A 16,092-nucleotide genomic window follows, 5' to 3' on the forward strand; every position below is an offset into this window, starting at 1 on the left:
GCACTCCCGCTGAATGAGCGCTTCACTAACTGAAATGGTATTTTTATTTATCACCTTTGAAAATCGAATTAAGCCATGAATCTTTCCTTATTAAAGTTACATACTAAAACAATTGTCTTGCTTACACTCTTCTTTACATCATTGATTATGTATACGTTTTCGTTGGGTGCATTAAAGCCAATCAAGTTAATTGATTGGTTTGATGTCTTGGGTGAAGGCTGTATCAACTTAATGATTATGGTCTGGATTTTTTTCACCATGATCAGTCGACCCAAAGGCAAAGTGACCCATTTATTGATCAGTGGCCTCGCTATTATGCAATTGTCGATGATGTTAGATTTTTTAGATGAATTTATTCACTACCCGCAAGCCAGTGCTTGGATCTCAACCATTGAATCATTGCCAGCCCCAATAGGCATGATCATGATGAGCATTGCTTTATATTATTGGCATCAAGAACAAATAACGCTCAATGCGCAATTAATCAAAAAAGAGCGGTTTTATAGAGAACACAGCCTATCAGACTACATAACAGGGCTAAATAGTGTTGAGTATATGAAAAATCAAATAACACGCGAGATAAACACGAATACTGAAGAACAAGGCTTTAGTGTGATCATGCTTGATGTCTGCAAGTTTGATACTTTTAATCGTCAGTTTGGTGATCTGCAAGGCAATAAATTACTAAGAGAATTTGCTAATCTCATTTTAATGAATATACGTGATACCGATTTAGCATGCCGGTTTGCCGCTGATAGGTTTATTATTTTATTACCGCATACCCATCAGCAAACGGCAGAAGAAATAGCGCATCAAATACAAGCATCCATTTCTCATTTAGCTTATAAACCAGGTCGTACCTCGCAAGCTGTATATCATCAATTTTTAGCTTGTATATACCAGTACCAGCAAGGTGATGATTACAGTATTTTAATCGATAAACTAAATCAAAATATGCTGCAAACTAAATTATCAAAAATTAAAAACCTTGCAGCATGAGTAAACTATTTGAAGTAACAGATAAAACTTTAAAGAGCCCGCATTTGGCTGTGATGTTAATCGATCTATGTTTAATGCGTGGCATTAATCAACATAAATTACTTAAAGGTACTCAGCTGTTTTACGATGATATTTGCAAAGGTGAAATATTTATCAGCCCTTTGCAATTGTTTAAGCTGATAGAAAACAGCCAAAAATTGCTGAATAATCATGACATGAGTTTTTTACTTGGCAGGCGATTTTTTCCTGGTAATTTGGGTGCAATATCAAATGTATTACTTAATGCAAAAAACCTATCCGAGATGATAAAAATAATAATGTGTTTTCAGCCATTATTATTTCCTTTAATGTTTGTTCAATACAAACAATATAACGATAAAACCTATTTGATTATTAATCACGCTTTTGGTGAGTTTAATGATAAACACGCCATATTTATGGCAGAGTTATTTTGCAGTATATTAGTGAGTGTGATTAAACTGCGGTTTGGACAAAACTTTCCCATCGCATTTAAATTCCCTTACTCTCAACCGTCACATATAGAAGAGTATCAAGTAAGCCTTGGCGAAAACCTACAATTTGACCAACATATATTTATGATCGGGATTGAAAATAAATATTTAAACTTACAACTACAAGACAGCAGTAAAACCTTAAAATCTTTATATTTATCAAAATGTAAAAAACAGCGTAATAAACAGCCCGGTTTAATTCAACATATATTGATTTATCTAGATAAAAATACCAGCGCAACACTAGAGCAAAGTGCCTCTTATTTAAAAATAAGCCCCGCGACTTTTAAACGTAAGTTGAAGCAACACAATACGAGCTTTCAACAGCTATTAGATTTAGTAAAAAAACAGGCAGCCATCTATCAAATTACCATAGAAGGCAGCAATAATAACAATGTATCTCACACACTAAAATTTAATGATGCAACCAATTTCAGACGCGCCTTTAAACGCTGGACAGGCATGACACCCAATACATTAAGAAAAATTTAGTACTTCACACGCCCTTAATGTATAAATTTCATACAAAAATTGCATCTATTCAACTTCTAGTTTAAAGTGATTTTATGAAATTATTTATAATAATCACATTTCTAACCCTAATATCTTTTGAATCGAAATCAAAAGACCTACTCGTTGTAACTGAAAATTGGCCTCCTTATAACTATTTAAATAAAGATGGAAAGCTAGTTGGTACCTCAACAGCTATAGTAAATAAAATTCTATCCGATGCCGATATTAAATATAAAATACTGATGTACCCATGGGCTAGAAGCTTTCAGATTGCCTCCCAAAAGAAAAACACATTAATTTATTCTATTTACAAAACAAAAGAGCGTGAAGATAAATTTCACTGGTTCTGCCCCATAATAAAACCTACTCCAATGCATTTTTATCAAATGGCTAATAACCCAGCGATTGAATTTAAAAATATTGAACAAGCAAAACAATACACAATCGGAATTATTAGGGGGGATTGGAGTCACTCATATTTACTCAACTTAGGGTTTAAAGAAGGCGAACAGCTAGATTTAGCCCCTGAAATGTCTATCAATACAAGTAAATTAATAGCAGGTCGCATAAACCTACTTGTTAATTCAGAACTAGGCATGAAACTAGAGCTAAAAAAGCATAACCTTCCTTTTAACACAGTAACAAAGATATTCTCTATTGATTTAACAGGGCAAAACGAAATTTGCATGGCTATTCATAAAGACTCACCAAATGAGTTAATTAAAAAAATAAACATGGCTTTTAATCGCTTTAAAAAAAGCAAATAATCACATTAACTATTTAATTAAGCTTAGAAAAATCAACCAATTCTTTACCTGTCATACGATAACTGATCCACTCAGGCTGATCTTTTGCACCAATAGAAGCATAAAAATCGCGAGAAGGTGTATTCCAATCTAAACAACTCCATTCAAAACGCGCACACTCTTTTTCAATCGCTATATTAGCTAATGCTTTTAAAAGTTTGATACCTGCGCCTTTGCCTCTAAATTCAGGCGATACATATAAATCCTCCAAATAAAGCCCTGATTTGGCGAGCCAAGTAGAATAATTAAAAAAGTAAATCGCAGAGCCAATCTCAACGCCATCTAGCTCACAAATAAGCGCATGCACATTACTGTTATCTGAGAACATGCTGCTTTTAATCGTCTCTGCAGTTGCTAATACTTCATGTTCAGCTTTTTCATAAATCGCCAATTCTTTTATAAATTTAAACAAGGTGCCAGCATCATTTTCTGTCGCTACTCTTATTGTTAATTCACTCATTATTATCTCTATTCGTTAAATATTCATTACTGATAGCTTATATTTTCAAGCTAGATGATACCAATGCATAGTTATCAACAACCCATGATTAATATTCATAAGGATACGTTCATATACTGCAATAATTTACTAGCGCACAGGATAAACACAGCACTACAATGAGAAAAGGCATCACAAAATTCAGTTTTATAATGGCTAACTAGGTTTTAATTAAAATATGTTTGAAGAAAAAATTGATTATTGGCATAACCCTATTCTTCCAGATATTGAACTTAGCCATGCTCGTTTTCAACATTTTGAATTCGACCAGCATGTTCATTTAGATTATCACATAGGCGTAGTTACCCAAGGCGGTCAGCAATATAAACATAAAGGCGAAAAGTACCGTTTACACAAAGGTTTTATATCAACTTTAAACCCAGACGAAAGCCATAATGGCCAAAGTATCAATAATGAAGCTTATCAAGCTTTTGTAATGTCGATTCCTATAGATTACGCCAACCAAATCGCCAATGAACTAAATCTTAAAGAACTATTTTTTGCTAAGCCTTTAAATCATGAGCCTGATATCTATAATCATTTTTTAAAACTTCATAACATGCTAACTCAAGCTCAAACACGCCAAAATCAATTGCAAATAGAAACAACATTGATGGCTTTTTGTACTGAGTTATTTATGCGATTTGGCGTCTCTAATTTAAGCAATACAAGCCCTAACCTCTCACAAGAGAATTTACTTAATATAAAAGCGCGCTTTCACGATGAAATGGGCAACTCTTTTCAATTAGAGCAATTAGCTAGCTCTATTGGCTTAAGTAAATTTCAATTTTTACGACAATTTAAAGCCGCAACAGGCATGACGCCTCACGCATATTTAAAACGTGTAAGATTGGAATATGCTAAAAAAGCCTTAGCTAAAGGCAGCAATATGGCTGATATCGCCCATAAAGTTGGTTTTTTTGATCAAAGCCATTTTAATAAAGCTTTTAAAAATGCATATTTGATTACACCCACTCATTTTCAAAAACAGATTAAATAATCTCAAATTTAATTAATATATCTAACGGCTGTTTTGCAATAATTTACAATCATTATCAATGAGCAAAGTGCAAACTTATATCAAATCACTTTTTAGGCTAAATCATGGAACTACAACTTCTTATCTCACTTGCTGTGATCCACAGTGTTGCACTTGCAAGCCCAGGCCCTGATTTTGCGCTTGTAGTAAAAATGGCAAGCCAAGAACGTCGCAGTACAGCTATTGCAGCTGCAATAGGAATATCTATTGCGATTTTGGCGCACACACTATTGAGCTTAACAGGAGTCAGTTTACTTATTCAAAGCTCACAAACCCTATTTATTATTGTAAAACTCATAGGTGCTAGCTATTTAGGCTGGATTGGAATAGGTGCTATAAAAGCTGCGATTACTCATTGGCAAGACAAAGAAAGCATTATTTTTGAAAAAGATAATAGAAACAAGTTATCAGTCAAAAAAGGATTTTTATTAGGGTTTTATACCAATATGCTAAACCCTAAAGCTATGGTATTTTTTATTACGTTATTTTCGACTTTGATAACCCCTAATGTAAACCTTACAACTAAAATCGCTGCAACCTGTCTTTTGCTTGTTTTATCATTAGCTTGGTTTATTTTTATCGCTTTTGTTTTATCTAAGCCTAATATTCAAAAAACAATGCAAAGCGCTACGCCAACTATCAACCTAGTAACAGGTATTTTATTTTTAAGCGTAACTGCAGTTATCATTTCAGGTCTGATAAATTAACTTATCAAACTAAGACCTTTAAGTTTACAATTGGAACTGAAAAATTAATTAGGGCATAACAATGGATTTGCATCAGCTGGATTTAAACTTATTGGTTATGTTTGATGCCCTATATCGACATCAATCTGTATCTCAAGCAGCCAATGAGCTTTGCATAAGTCAGTCGGCTTTTAGCCATGGTTTATCTCGATTAAGAAAACGCTTAAACGATGATTTATTTATCAGAACAAATAATGTAATGGTACCCACTGCGCGTGCACAAGAAATTGCTCAATACTTAACTAAGGCGCTGCCATTAATTTCATCAGCGATAAATGACACTCAATTATTTAACCCAAAAATAGATACTTCAGAATTTAAATTCTCAGCAACCGATTACACTGAATTTAGCCTTTTACCGCGATTAATAGGTAAAATTAATCATCAAGCCCCTAATATTAAACTCAATGTTATTGGCGCTAAAGAGCAGCATCCTCTAGCTTTATTAGAAAATCATCAAGTAGATTTTGCTTTAGGATATAGTCACCTTATTGAAAGCTCATCAACTATAGAGTCTTTTACTTGGTTACAAGAAAGCTATTGCACAATAGCAAGAGCTGATCATCCAGCATTAGCTAATGGCTTAGATTTAGACACCTTCTTATCTTTATCTCACGTCAGAGTATCGCCTTGGGGTGAGCAGTCGGGAGTAGTAGATGAGGCACTTGCAAAACTAAAGCTCAGTCGTAATGTTACCCTGCAATTACCAAGTGTTTTAGTCGCACCACATACGGTGTTACATTCTGATTTATTATTAACAATCCCCAGGGCCATAGCAGAGCAATTATCGAATCAAATCAATATTCAAATATTTGAAACGCCACTTGATATCCCTAACTACCATTTAAATATATATTGGCACAAAATTAACTCTGCGAAACCTAGCTTTAAATGGATTAAACAACAAATTTTAAACCTTTAATATTGATAGCTTTAGTCTGAAATAATGGTTTTCAATTCATTATAAAGCCACGTCATGGCAGGCCCCATAACAACGCCTTTTGTTGTCACTATATCTACTGGAATACTCCATGTTTTATGATCGATTCTTCTTGCTTGGTAATAGAAATAACGACTTTATCTAATTCAGAAGTTTGGAATAATACCGCTTTTGCATATTGATAAACTCTTTGACCATCAACAGTTAAAGTTGGTTTTCGGGTGTTGCGATCAAACAATTGCAACACCAAATCTATTTCTAAATTAGCAATGCCCTGACTTACAGCTGACTGAACTTTCCCTAAGTTTCTAGCGCATGCTGAAAATGAACCTAACTCAGCGCAAAGCACTAACATTTTTAATTGTTCAATATTATACATATCAGTTTTATTGATAGTTATTAACTTTCTTCAATCTTTTTAGCAGATATTATTTACCACAAGTTAAATTTATCAGGTTATTTATATATCACATAAAGAACGCATTTTTCATTCAGTCTTATTTGAAGTATTGGCGTTATTGCTATTAATCAGCTTTGCATTTTTCTTTGTTGAAGGCTCTGCGAGCACTATGACAGGTTTAGCTATTGGTTTATCACTAATCGCAATGGCCTGGAATTATATTTTTAATATGGGTTTTGACAAAATATTTGGTACGGACCGTATCAATAGAAGTATCTCTAACCGCTTACTTCATGGCCTGACATTTGAATTAGGTATGTTAATACTGACATTACCGCTGATCATGTGGGCCTTAAATTTGAGCTTTTTAACTGCTTTATTAATGGATATTGGTTTTATTGTATTCTTTTTAATTTATGCCATCGCTTTTAACTGGGTATACGATAAAACAGCTAATTGGATAAAACTTCAAACTAACTCCACTGTAAAATCGCACTTTAAAAAAGTTTAATTCTCTATTAGTCATAAACTATGACACATCCTGAAATAAAATTATTATTCAGGATGTTATGAAAACTGTTAGCGACCAAGTCGAAACAATATATAATTCTAAAAAAACAAATAGAAAGCAACCATGCGTTATTACTTCGAAAAGTATTGTTTTGACCAAGATACTTTAACGCTTTACTTCAATGAACAACCCAAAGCGATAAAAAACAATGAAGCTAAATTACTGGCTTTATTTATTAAAAATAAAAACACTATTTTAAGTAAAGAAATAATCCTCACAGAAATATGGGGAGAACAAAGTGTATCCGAACAAGTTGTATTTCAGACCATAAGTCAATTACGTAGCGTATTTGGCAGTCATGCTATTAAAACCTTTCCTAAAAAAGGTTATCAATTACAATTACCTTTTGAACGACAACAATCGCCACAAAGTGAAATCGACTTACCACCAGCCAAAATAAATAATAATCCATTAAATTATCCTTTTTTAATTACTTCCGCCTTAATTATTATTTTTGCCATGGCTATATTTCTCTACTTTTCAGAAGAAAAAAAACCTAACAATAAACTTCATTTAATCCCTTTTTCTTTAGCGGGTGATGCAGAGCAAAAACAACTTGATAACTTAAACAATTTAATAAGTAAGTATGGTAATGAACATTTGTCATCGACCTCGACATTATCTTTATTTAACTATCCAGATATGACAAAAAAAACGTTGAAATTGGAAAGCAACTCGGTGGTTTTATCAGGATATTTATCCCCTTATTATAAAAATTTACTTATAGAATACAAACTCGTAGGTAGCAAAAGAAGTTGGTCAGGCTATTTAATTGCTCAAGATGAAAAATCATTAGCTACATCACTTAAAAAGACTATCGATGGCATACAGGAGTCAGGTTACCTTAATGAAGCAAACCCAGCTTTATTAAGCTCAAAACTTAGATTGCTTTTAGATAAACAGCCTAATAATCACTCTGTAATTTACCACTTATTAAAACAACAGCTTAATAACCAAGATTATGATGTTGCCAAAGCATTAGTTGAACAGTTGATCAACCTAGAGCCTGAATCTCCTTATATCGCTCTAGGATCATTAGTCAAAGCCGGAATTTTTCATCAGCAGCAAGAATTTGATCAAGCCTTAAAACATTACAACCTCTCGTTAACACAACTAGCGGACGAGAAGTTTCCAGAAATACGATACAAAGTAGCAAGCTCAAAGGCATGGCTTTATTACGCATTAAAAAAATCAGCTAAAGTAGAGCAACATATCCTTAATGCAGCCAAGTATGCCCAACAAAAAAATGATGTATTAGCCCATATATCAGCATATACCACAGGCTCAATTCTATTTCATAAATTAGATGATATGGTTAATCGCTACAAATATTTAAATACAGCTAAGTCACTATTAATTACTCACCAAGTTTCAGACGCTCACTTTGCAATTATTTATTATCATCTTGGTCTATTTGCATCTGATAAAAAAGAAGCAGAATCATACTATTTAAAAATATTAAGTTTACCAAAGCTAGCTAAATATCAATGGCTATATGAAAGCGCTATTGAAGATCTACTCAGTTGGTATATAGAAAACAAACAATGGGACAAAGCTATATCTTTATTCCACTCTCAACCTGAAAATAGTTTTAATCTCAGCCAAAAAGCGAGACTTTTTAAAGCTGAAGGCAAATTTAATGATGCATTCAATATTGCAAAAAGCGCATTTGACAAAGCAAGATTAAATTATCAACACAACCATGCTTTACATGCGGCATTATTGCTATATCAGTTTCAAACACATATAAACCAACCTCATACTCCCGATTATCAAAATTATATTAAACACAATGCATCTAATTTCTGGTTAGACAAACATAAGCATGAGTTAATTAAACTTGGTTACTTTGATAATTTAACACATTAAATACCTACACTTTTTGCAGCCTTGCCTTCGATAGAGCTTAATAATTTGTGATAATTTAAGCTCTCTCCCATTTTTAAAGGATTTACAATGAAGCTTGGCTTTGATTGCTGTATAGCTAAATCTAACCGTCTAAGTGGCTCATGAACATGTTCACAGCCTAAAGTCCAAGTGCCGTATCCCCAAGGGATAAATATTTTACAACCTAAATCTTCAGCAGCTTGTATGGCATCTTCTGGTGACATATGAACACGTCTCTTACCTTCGTGATATGCAACAATAGGCATTAAACATACGTCCATAGCACCTACTTTTTCCCGTATATCTTTGAATACATCGCTATAACCTGTATCTCCAGCAAAGTACACTTTGTATTCTCCATCATTTATCATCCAACTCCCCCACAAGCTTTTATCAGTATCAAACATACCTCTAGATGAATTATGATTGCTTGGTAAAAAATGAATCTTGGTTTTGTTATGTTGGGTTTGTGTATACCAATCCATTTCAGTGATTGGCCCAGATGAGTAATCAACATCATCGCTATTATCTAGTGGTAAGTACAAATGCGTATTTTTACTAAAAGTATTAAGTGTTGTGCTACTTAAATGGTCAAAGTGATCATGTGAAATCAGAACCCCTGAAACAAAAGGTAATTTATCTGCTTTAACAGGTGCTTCTCCAAGTCTTACAAAAGAACTACTTAATTGCTGCCCTAACCAACCTAAAAAATCGTCAAACTCGTGAAAAACAGGATCTGTGACTAAAGCGTCATTGTTCATTTGTTGAATTAAAAAACTAGCATGCCCTAACCAGGTCAGTTCACCTTGCTTGTTTGCATCAATGTTAATATCTGAATACACCAAATTTGAAAATTCATATCCATGACTTTTACTATATTTATGGGATGGTAAAGGGTCAAAGAACGCTCTTTCTATGACTTTTTTTTCTTCTGGTTTTAGCAAATCTAAATCATCATTTATATGATGAGGGCCATTACCAACATAATGGCTAGGAAATAAATTTTGATATTGTCCATTGTTTTCTAATCGTTCAGGATTTTCTATACGCGTAGCAGACGTGCCACATCCAGCTAGTACCAGAACAGAAATAATTTTTGATAACACTTTAAGTTTCATAACCAAATACCTTCAACAAATTTATATTTAAGATAATGAAGAAGAAACATTAAGTCTTATCCAAAAATTATTCTTACTTAATAAAAAACCAATAGAAAAATTAACAAATAAAAACAACAACTTAAACAAATTAAAAATCACCTATAAAAATCGGCATGAAGAAACCACAAGAATAAGTAAGTTTACCTGTAACGTAAAATAGGCATTACAAATAAGTTTTTCACTGTGCAAACCTAACAAAAGAAATTTATTCTGCATATTCAGGTCTAGTATTTTTAGAGTAGTTAACCTTGGATACCCTTATGAAACCCCCTATGAAAACCATTATGGCTTTATGCTTCACTTTATTATTTAGTGCATATTCAAATGCACTTGAACACGGTGAAGCTAAATATACCAGCGACACCTTACAAGTATGGAATCAAGATGCAAAAGAGTGGCAATCAGGAGAAGCTTTTTGGCTAAGTTACACGCACAGCCAAGGCGGTTTAACTTGGCCTAAAAGTGCCACATATCCTAATTATGATGATGTAAAAGAGTTCGATACGTTTTTAGTACAACTAAAACAAGGCACCTGCCTCATGCAGTTCTTTCATTCTCGCTGGCGTTTAGCCAATGACGTACAAAGATGGAACGATGAATTCAATGACTTCTCTGGATGCCCTTACGTTTTTGATTAATCAGTAATTGTTATAGTATGCCTCTTTCTGCATTTAATTTATGTTTTTGGAGCGCCAGTGTTTAAAAAGTTAGCTTTGTTATCATGTTTATTTACGCCATTATTGTGTCAAGCTCAGCAAGTCAGTTCTGTATCACAAAGTACTGCTGATTACGCAGTAAAAACTTACCAACAAGATATGGTGCAAAGCTTAAAACAGCTAATTAAATATAATACGGTGGCTATAGAAGGCACGCCCTCTACAAAAAATCCGACCCATATTGCGTTTAAACAAGAGCTCAAAAAACAAGCCTTATCTCTAGGGTTAGATTTTGAAGATCATGGTTATGTAGCCATCGTTGGTTTAGGAAAAAGTAAAGAACGTGTAGGTATTATTACTCATGGAGATGTACAACCTGTAAACCCAGCTAAATGGGCTAAATCACCATTTGAATTAGATTCAACATCACAACCTGGCAAGTTAATAGGCCGCGGTACAGAAGATGATAAAGGCCCTATTTCTACCGCTATGTATGCCATGAAAGCAATTAAAGATAAAAACATAATACTTAATAAGCGTTTAGAACTCTATGTGTACATGGCTGAAGAGAGTGATTGGCAGCCATTAAAGGAATTTATAAAACATAATAGCTTGCCGCAAACTAACATTACTATTGATGCATCATATCCAGCTGTAATAGCAGAAAAAGGCTGGGGCATGTTAAAAATGACCTTTCCTAAAAGTGAAATTAGCAGTAATAAACCTTATTTAAGTGCTTTTACTGGCGGTTTGTTTGGTAGCCAAATTCCTGAAGATGCCCAAGCTGTAATAGAAAATGCCAACCCATTTATTGTTAAACATATTCAACAAATTGCAGCTAAACACCCTAAAATAAAATACACCTATCAATGGCAAGAAAAACAGCTCACCATCACAGCTTTAGGTAAATCAGCACATTCATCTAAACCAGAACATGGCTTAAATGCAATAACACATCTCGCTGAGCTTTTATCATTTAAACATTGGCCAAATAGTACAAGTGGCGCTTTAGTTAACTTTATCAATGATAATTTAGGTACCGGTTTATATGGCGAAAAATTTGGCGAAATGAGCTATGAAGATGCCTTTATGGGAAAAATGACTGTATCGCCAACTGTTTTAAAACAACTAGATGATGGCATACAGCTTAATATTAATATCCGTAGACCAAAAGGAAAGATGACTCGTGTACTTGAGCTAGAAATAAGGCAAGTATTAGCCCAATGGCAAGCTAAAAATAAAGTAACCTTATTAAATTTTGAAAGTGAAATAGAAGAACCATTTGTACAAGAAAATGCGCCTCACTTAGATACCTTATTAAATGTATTTTCACACTACACAGGTATTGAAAACCCTAAACCTATTTCGATAGGCGGTGGTACAAACTCACGATTATTTCCTAATGCAGTTAGCTTTGGTCCATCCATGCCAAATGCTGAATATACAGGGCATTCAGAACATGAGTTTATTACGATGAAACAATTCAAACTCAACTTACAAATGTATACCGCTGTGATGATTGAATTAGCTAAATAATCAAATAAATTTACAAATATAGAGCAGGACATATTGCAAATATGTCCTGCTGTTATTTTAAACTATACTGAAATTCACACACTCAAAAAGAAATAGTGAATTTTTATAAGTATGAAGTTTTTTGTAACGCTTCCCACAATAGCTTTTCTTATCTGTTCAAACCTAGCTTTTGCGCAATTAAATCAAAAAGAGCTAACGATTGGCGTCGGAAATTTTGAGCCCTTTTTTATTCAAAAAGACAATTCAGGGTTATTTGTTGATGTGATACGTGCTGTATATGCACAATTACCTCACTATAAGATTCAGTTTGTTTATATGGGTAACAATCGCATAGCAAGAGAGTTATCTTTAGGTAGACTCGATGCCGCAGCCAATATTAATAGCTTACAACAAATCAAAAAAGGTTATTTATCGCAACCTGTATTCAGATATTCTGATGTTGCGGTTTCACTAAAAAATCAAAATATAACACTGAATAAGATACCTGAACTGAGTCAATTTTCAGTCGCATCTTTTCAAGGTGCAACTGAGTTTTTTGGTGAACAATTTAAAGATACAGTGACTAAAAACCCTAGTTATTATGAACACCTTCATATGGATGCTTTGTTAATGCAACTAGCAAAAAATCGCGTGAAGGTAGTGATTATGGATAAAAATATAATTGCGTATTATTTAGAAAATAATTTAAAGAATGACATTAAATTAAATGACCTCAATTTTCACTATTTATTTCATATTCCAACATCCCACTCTTTTATGGCATTTACCGATCAACAACTAAGAGATGATTTTAATAAAGCGCTGTTGAGGATTAAAGAAACTGGTGAGTTTGAAGCTGTTTACGATGCTTATTTACCAAAAAAATAAGAAATTTCATTTACAAACATTTGCAATTAAAGCCCCTCTTTACCCTATACAGAAACGCTGAAGCATTCTTATTTAGTTTCAAACACTATATAATTAATTTACTTAACTTTTATAAATTGTTTAGGTCAAACTTCAAAGGGTATATCATGGATTTATCTAAAAAAACCAGACTAGCAGCGGCACTATCGCTGGCTTTTATGACTACAGCGTGTGTTTCAACAAGCGAAACATCAAATACAACAACTAATGTAGAAGCGTCAACATCTAAAGATATTGTTAACTTATCTTATAACGAATTTACCCTTAAAAATGGCCTGCGCGTTGTTGTACATGAAGATCGTAAAGCACCTATAGTTACTTTAGGTGTTTGGTATCATGTAGGCTCTAAAAATGAGCCAAAAGGCCGTACTGGTTTTGCCCATTTATTTGAACATTTGATGTTTAATGGCTCAGAAAACGCAAACGAAGATTATTTCAAACCACTACAAGAAATTGGTGCCACAGGGTTAAATGGCACAACTTGGTTTGACCGTACTAACTATTATCAAACTGTACCAACTTCAGGTTTAGATATCGCTCTTTGGATGGAATCGGATCGCATGGGCCATCTTGAAGGTGCAATTTCTCAAGATAAATTAGATGAACAGCGCAAAGTTGTACAAAACGAAAAACGCCAAGGTGATAGCGCGCCTTATGGTATGTCTGAATATCGTGTATTAGAAGGTTTATTCCCTGCAGGCCACCCTTACAGACATTCTACAATTGGCTCTATGGCTGATTTAGATGCAGCTTCACTTGACGATGTTAAATCTTGGTTTGCTAAATATTACGGCGCAGCCAATACAGTTGTTGTTTTAGCCGGTGATATTGATGTTGACACAGCAAAAGAAAAAGTAGAAAAATACTTTGGTGATATTGCATCAGGCGACCCATTACACCATATGACGTCTATGATCCCTGAGCGCACAGTTAATACTTCTGAAGTTATGTACGATAACGTTTCACAAACACGTATTACATGGAATTGGGCTGTACCTGGACGTACAACTAAACAAGCAACTGAGTTATCACTTGCAGCTGCAATTTTAGGACAAGGTAAAAGCTCTCGTCTTTATAAAGAGTTAATTCATAAAAACCAAGCTGCAACCGATGTATATGCATCATTAGAAAGACATGAACTAGCAAGTACTTTCTCTATTTCAGTTACTTTGAAATCTGGCGGTAACGCTGAAGAAATGGAAAAAATGGTAGATGATATTTTAAATGAATATTTAAAATCCGGCCCGACAAAAGCAGAGCTTGCTCGAATTAAAACTGTTATCAATGGCGGTGTAATTCGCTCATTAGAGTCTATCAGTGGTAAAGCAAGCACTTTAGCACAAGGCGCACTTTACGCAGGTAATCCTAACTTTGTTAATACGCGATTAAACTGGATTGAAAACGCAAAGCCTGCTGATATTCAAGCAACAGCAAAAGAATGGTTATCTGACGGACATTACAAACTAACTGTTAAACCATTTGGCAAACATGAGGTTGCTAAAACGGGTGCTGATCGCAGTAAACGTCCTGAGATGACAGAAGCTAAAAAACTTTCATTACCAGATGTGCAAACAGCTAAGCTATCTAACGGTATTGAAGTATTTTTATCAGAACGTCACAGTGTGCCAGTTGTAGAAATGAGCATGGTTTTTGATGGCGGTGATGCGGCTAATGTAAAAAATAAAATGGGTTTAGCTTCTTTCACTTTAGGCATGATGAACGAAGGCACTAAATCACTCTCTTCACTTGAGTTAGCCGAAAAACAAGAGCTTTTAGGTGCCCGTATAGGTGCAAGCTCTTCTAGAGATATATTTAGAGTAAATGCATCTGTACTTAAATCTAATTTAGCGGCATCTGCTGATTTATGGGCTGATGTTGTTATGAATCCAGCATTTAACGCTAATGATTTAAAACGTGATCAACTATTAACAATAGAAGACATCAAAAAAAGCCAAAACAACCCGCAATCAATCGCTTTTGATGTGTTATTACCAGCGCTATACGGTAGTGAGCATTCATATGGATTCCCAAGTTCTGGTACCGAAGAGTCTGTAATGTCATTTACCACTAACGATATGGAACAATTCCATAGCGCTTGGATCAGACCTGATAACGCAAAAATATTTGTAGCTGGTGATACAACATTAGCTGAAATAACTGAACAACTTGAGGCTTCTTTTGGTAACTGGAAAGCGCCTGAAGCAGCTAAAGGCAATAAATCATTCGAAACCGTAGCCTTAGCTAAAAAGCCAAAAGTAATCTTAATTGACCGCCCTAATTCACCACAAAGCATGATAGTAGCAGGGCATTTAATGCCATCTTCAGGTGAAAAAAACCACCTAGAACTAGAAACTATGAACGGTCTATTAGGTGGTACATTCACAGCACGTATGAATATGAACTTACGTGAAGACAAAGGTTGGGCATACGGCGCTTACACAGGAATTACGACTGCTCGTGGCCAACGTATTTGGTATAACTACGCACCAGTACAAAGTGATAAAACAGCCGATGCAATGAATGAGGTTATTGGTGAAATCACCCGTTACAGAAGTACACACCCTGCGACACAAGCTGAACTGGATTTATTTGTTAAGAGTAAAACATTAACTTTACCAGGCAAATTTGAGCAAGCTAAAACTGTTTTAGGTCATATGGTTAGCAATAATAACCTTGAACGTCCACAAAAGTCAGCTGAGGTACTACAAAGCAAATACGATAACATGACGCCTGAAATGATGGCTGAACTTGCTAAATCAGCATTTGATCCAAATGCTATGGTTTGGGTTGTAGTAGGTGATTTAAATAAAATTGAAGCCGATGTTAAAAAGTTAAACTTAGGCGACGTAGAAGTTTGGGATACCGAAGGTAATAAACTGCGTTAACCACAAAACTTAAAAAGGGGTCGGAGTTAATAAAAAC

At 34.3% G+C, this 16,092-nt stretch carries 15 protein-coding genes; 12 read left to right on the plus strand and 3 right to left on the minus strand.

All coding sequences use genetic code 11. The annotated features are described in order from the left end of the window. Window positions 1-75: 75 nt before the first annotated feature. The 3 genes from PSA_RS01760 (at window position 76) to PSA_RS01770 (ending at window position 2,791) form a co-directional block, all read left to right on the plus strand. Window positions 76-999 (plus strand): GGDEF domain-containing protein, encoded by a 924-nt coding sequence (locus PSA_RS01760; RefSeq protein ID WP_042148984.1) that lies wholly within the window; start codon window positions 76-78, stop codon window positions 997-999. Next, a complete protein-coding gene (locus tag PSA_RS01765) occupies window positions 996-2,003 on the plus strand; it encodes an AraC family transcriptional regulator (RefSeq protein WP_042148987.1) in 1,008 nt (335 codons plus the stop codon). The genes PSA_RS01760 and PSA_RS01765 overlap by 4 nt, the downstream gene beginning before the upstream one ends. A gap of 74 nt (window positions 2,004-2,077) precedes the next feature. Continuing rightward, window positions 2,078-2,791 carry an ABC transporter substrate-binding protein gene (locus tag PSA_RS01770; RefSeq protein ID WP_052380127.1) on the plus strand — a complete coding sequence of 238 codons (714 nt, stop codon included), beginning with the start codon at window positions 2,078-2,080 and terminating at the stop codon, window positions 2,789-2,791. Between the two features lie 13 nt (window positions 2,792-2,804). Here PSA_RS01770 and PSA_RS01775 read toward each other — a convergent pair whose 3' ends face one another. Beyond that, complete coding sequence (locus tag PSA_RS01775; RefSeq protein ID WP_042148989.1) at window positions 2,805-3,290, minus strand: GNAT family N-acetyltransferase; 486 nt, start codon at window positions 3,288-3,290, stop codon at window positions 2,805-2,807. A 217-nt stretch (window positions 3,291-3,507) separates the two neighbouring features. Here PSA_RS01775 and PSA_RS01780 point away from each other — a divergent pair, with 217 nt between their 5' ends. From PSA_RS01780 to PSA_RS01790, 3 genes are all read left to right on the plus strand, one after another. Then, window positions 3,508-4,329, plus strand: a complete 822-nt coding sequence (locus PSA_RS01780; protein WP_042148993.1) for an AraC family transcriptional regulator — start codon at window positions 3,508-3,510, stop codon at window positions 4,327-4,329. 104 nt (window positions 4,330-4,433) lie between these two features. Beyond that, on the plus strand, window positions 4,434-5,075 hold the full coding sequence (locus PSA_RS01785) for a LysE family transporter (RefSeq protein ID WP_042148995.1): 642 nt from the start codon (window positions 4,434-4,436) through the stop codon (window positions 5,073-5,075). Window positions 5,076-5,136: 61 nt separating this feature from the next. Further along, entirely contained in the window at window positions 5,137-6,036 is a 900-nt protein-coding gene (locus PSA_RS01790) for a LysR family transcriptional regulator (protein WP_042148998.1), read from the plus strand. 94 nt (window positions 6,037-6,130) lie between these two features. Here the strand turns inward: PSA_RS01790 and PSA_RS01795 are convergent, their stop codons facing one another. Then, window positions 6,131-6,433, minus strand: coding sequence for a LysR family transcriptional regulator (locus tag PSA_RS01795; protein WP_052380128.1), 303 nt, complete (start codon window positions 6,431-6,433; stop codon window positions 6,131-6,133). Between the two features lie 103 nt (window positions 6,434-6,536). Here PSA_RS01795 and PSA_RS01800 point away from each other — a divergent pair, with 103 nt between their 5' ends. Continuing rightward, a complete protein-coding gene (locus tag PSA_RS01800) occupies window positions 6,537-6,965 on the plus strand; it encodes a PACE efflux transporter (protein ID WP_371257845.1) in 429 nt (142 codons plus the stop codon). A 123-nt stretch (window positions 6,966-7,088) separates the two neighbouring features. Further along, on the plus strand, window positions 7,089-8,894 hold the full coding sequence (locus PSA_RS01805; RefSeq protein ID WP_052380129.1) for a winged helix-turn-helix domain-containing protein: 1,806 nt from the start codon (window positions 7,089-7,091) through the stop codon (window positions 8,892-8,894). On the opposite strand, the gene PSA_RS01810 is transcribed toward PSA_RS01805, so the two are convergent. Then, window positions 8,891-10,030 carry an MBL fold metallo-hydrolase gene (locus PSA_RS01810; RefSeq protein ID WP_042149004.1) on the minus strand — a complete coding sequence of 380 codons (1,140 nt, stop codon included), beginning with the start codon at window positions 10,028-10,030 and terminating at the stop codon, window positions 8,891-8,893. The genes PSA_RS01805 and PSA_RS01810 overlap by 4 nt on opposite strands. A 302-nt stretch (window positions 10,031-10,332) precedes the next feature. On the opposite strand from PSA_RS01810, the gene PSA_RS01815 reads away from it, so the two are divergent. From PSA_RS01815 to PSA_RS01830, 4 genes are all read left to right on the plus strand, one after another. Further along, window positions 10,333-10,710: a hypothetical protein gene (locus tag PSA_RS01815; RefSeq protein WP_042149006.1), complete on the plus strand. Its 378-nt coding sequence runs from the start codon at window positions 10,333-10,335 to the stop codon at window positions 10,708-10,710. Between the two features lie 57 nt (window positions 10,711-10,767). Further along, window positions 10,768-12,264, plus strand: a complete 1,497-nt coding sequence (locus PSA_RS01820; protein ID WP_052380130.1) for a dipeptidase — start codon at window positions 10,768-10,770, stop codon at window positions 12,262-12,264. A 111-nt stretch (window positions 12,265-12,375) separates the two neighbouring features. After that, a complete protein-coding gene (locus PSA_RS01825; protein ID WP_042149009.1) occupies window positions 12,376-13,131 on the plus strand; it encodes an ABC transporter substrate-binding protein in 756 nt (251 codons plus the stop codon). 146 nt (window positions 13,132-13,277) lie between these two features. Continuing rightward, the gene (locus tag PSA_RS01830) at window positions 13,278-16,055 is read left to right on the plus strand and encodes a pitrilysin family protein (RefSeq protein ID WP_042149012.1); all 2,778 of its coding nucleotides are present in this window, start codon (window positions 13,278-13,280) and stop codon (window positions 16,053-16,055) included. The last annotated feature ends 37 nt before the right edge of the window (window positions 16,056-16,092 follow it).

It is taken from the genome of Pseudoalteromonas sp. '520P1 No. 423', from assembly GCF_001269985.1.
GTDB lineage: Bacteria > Pseudomonadota > Gammaproteobacteria > Enterobacterales > Alteromonadaceae > Pseudoalteromonas.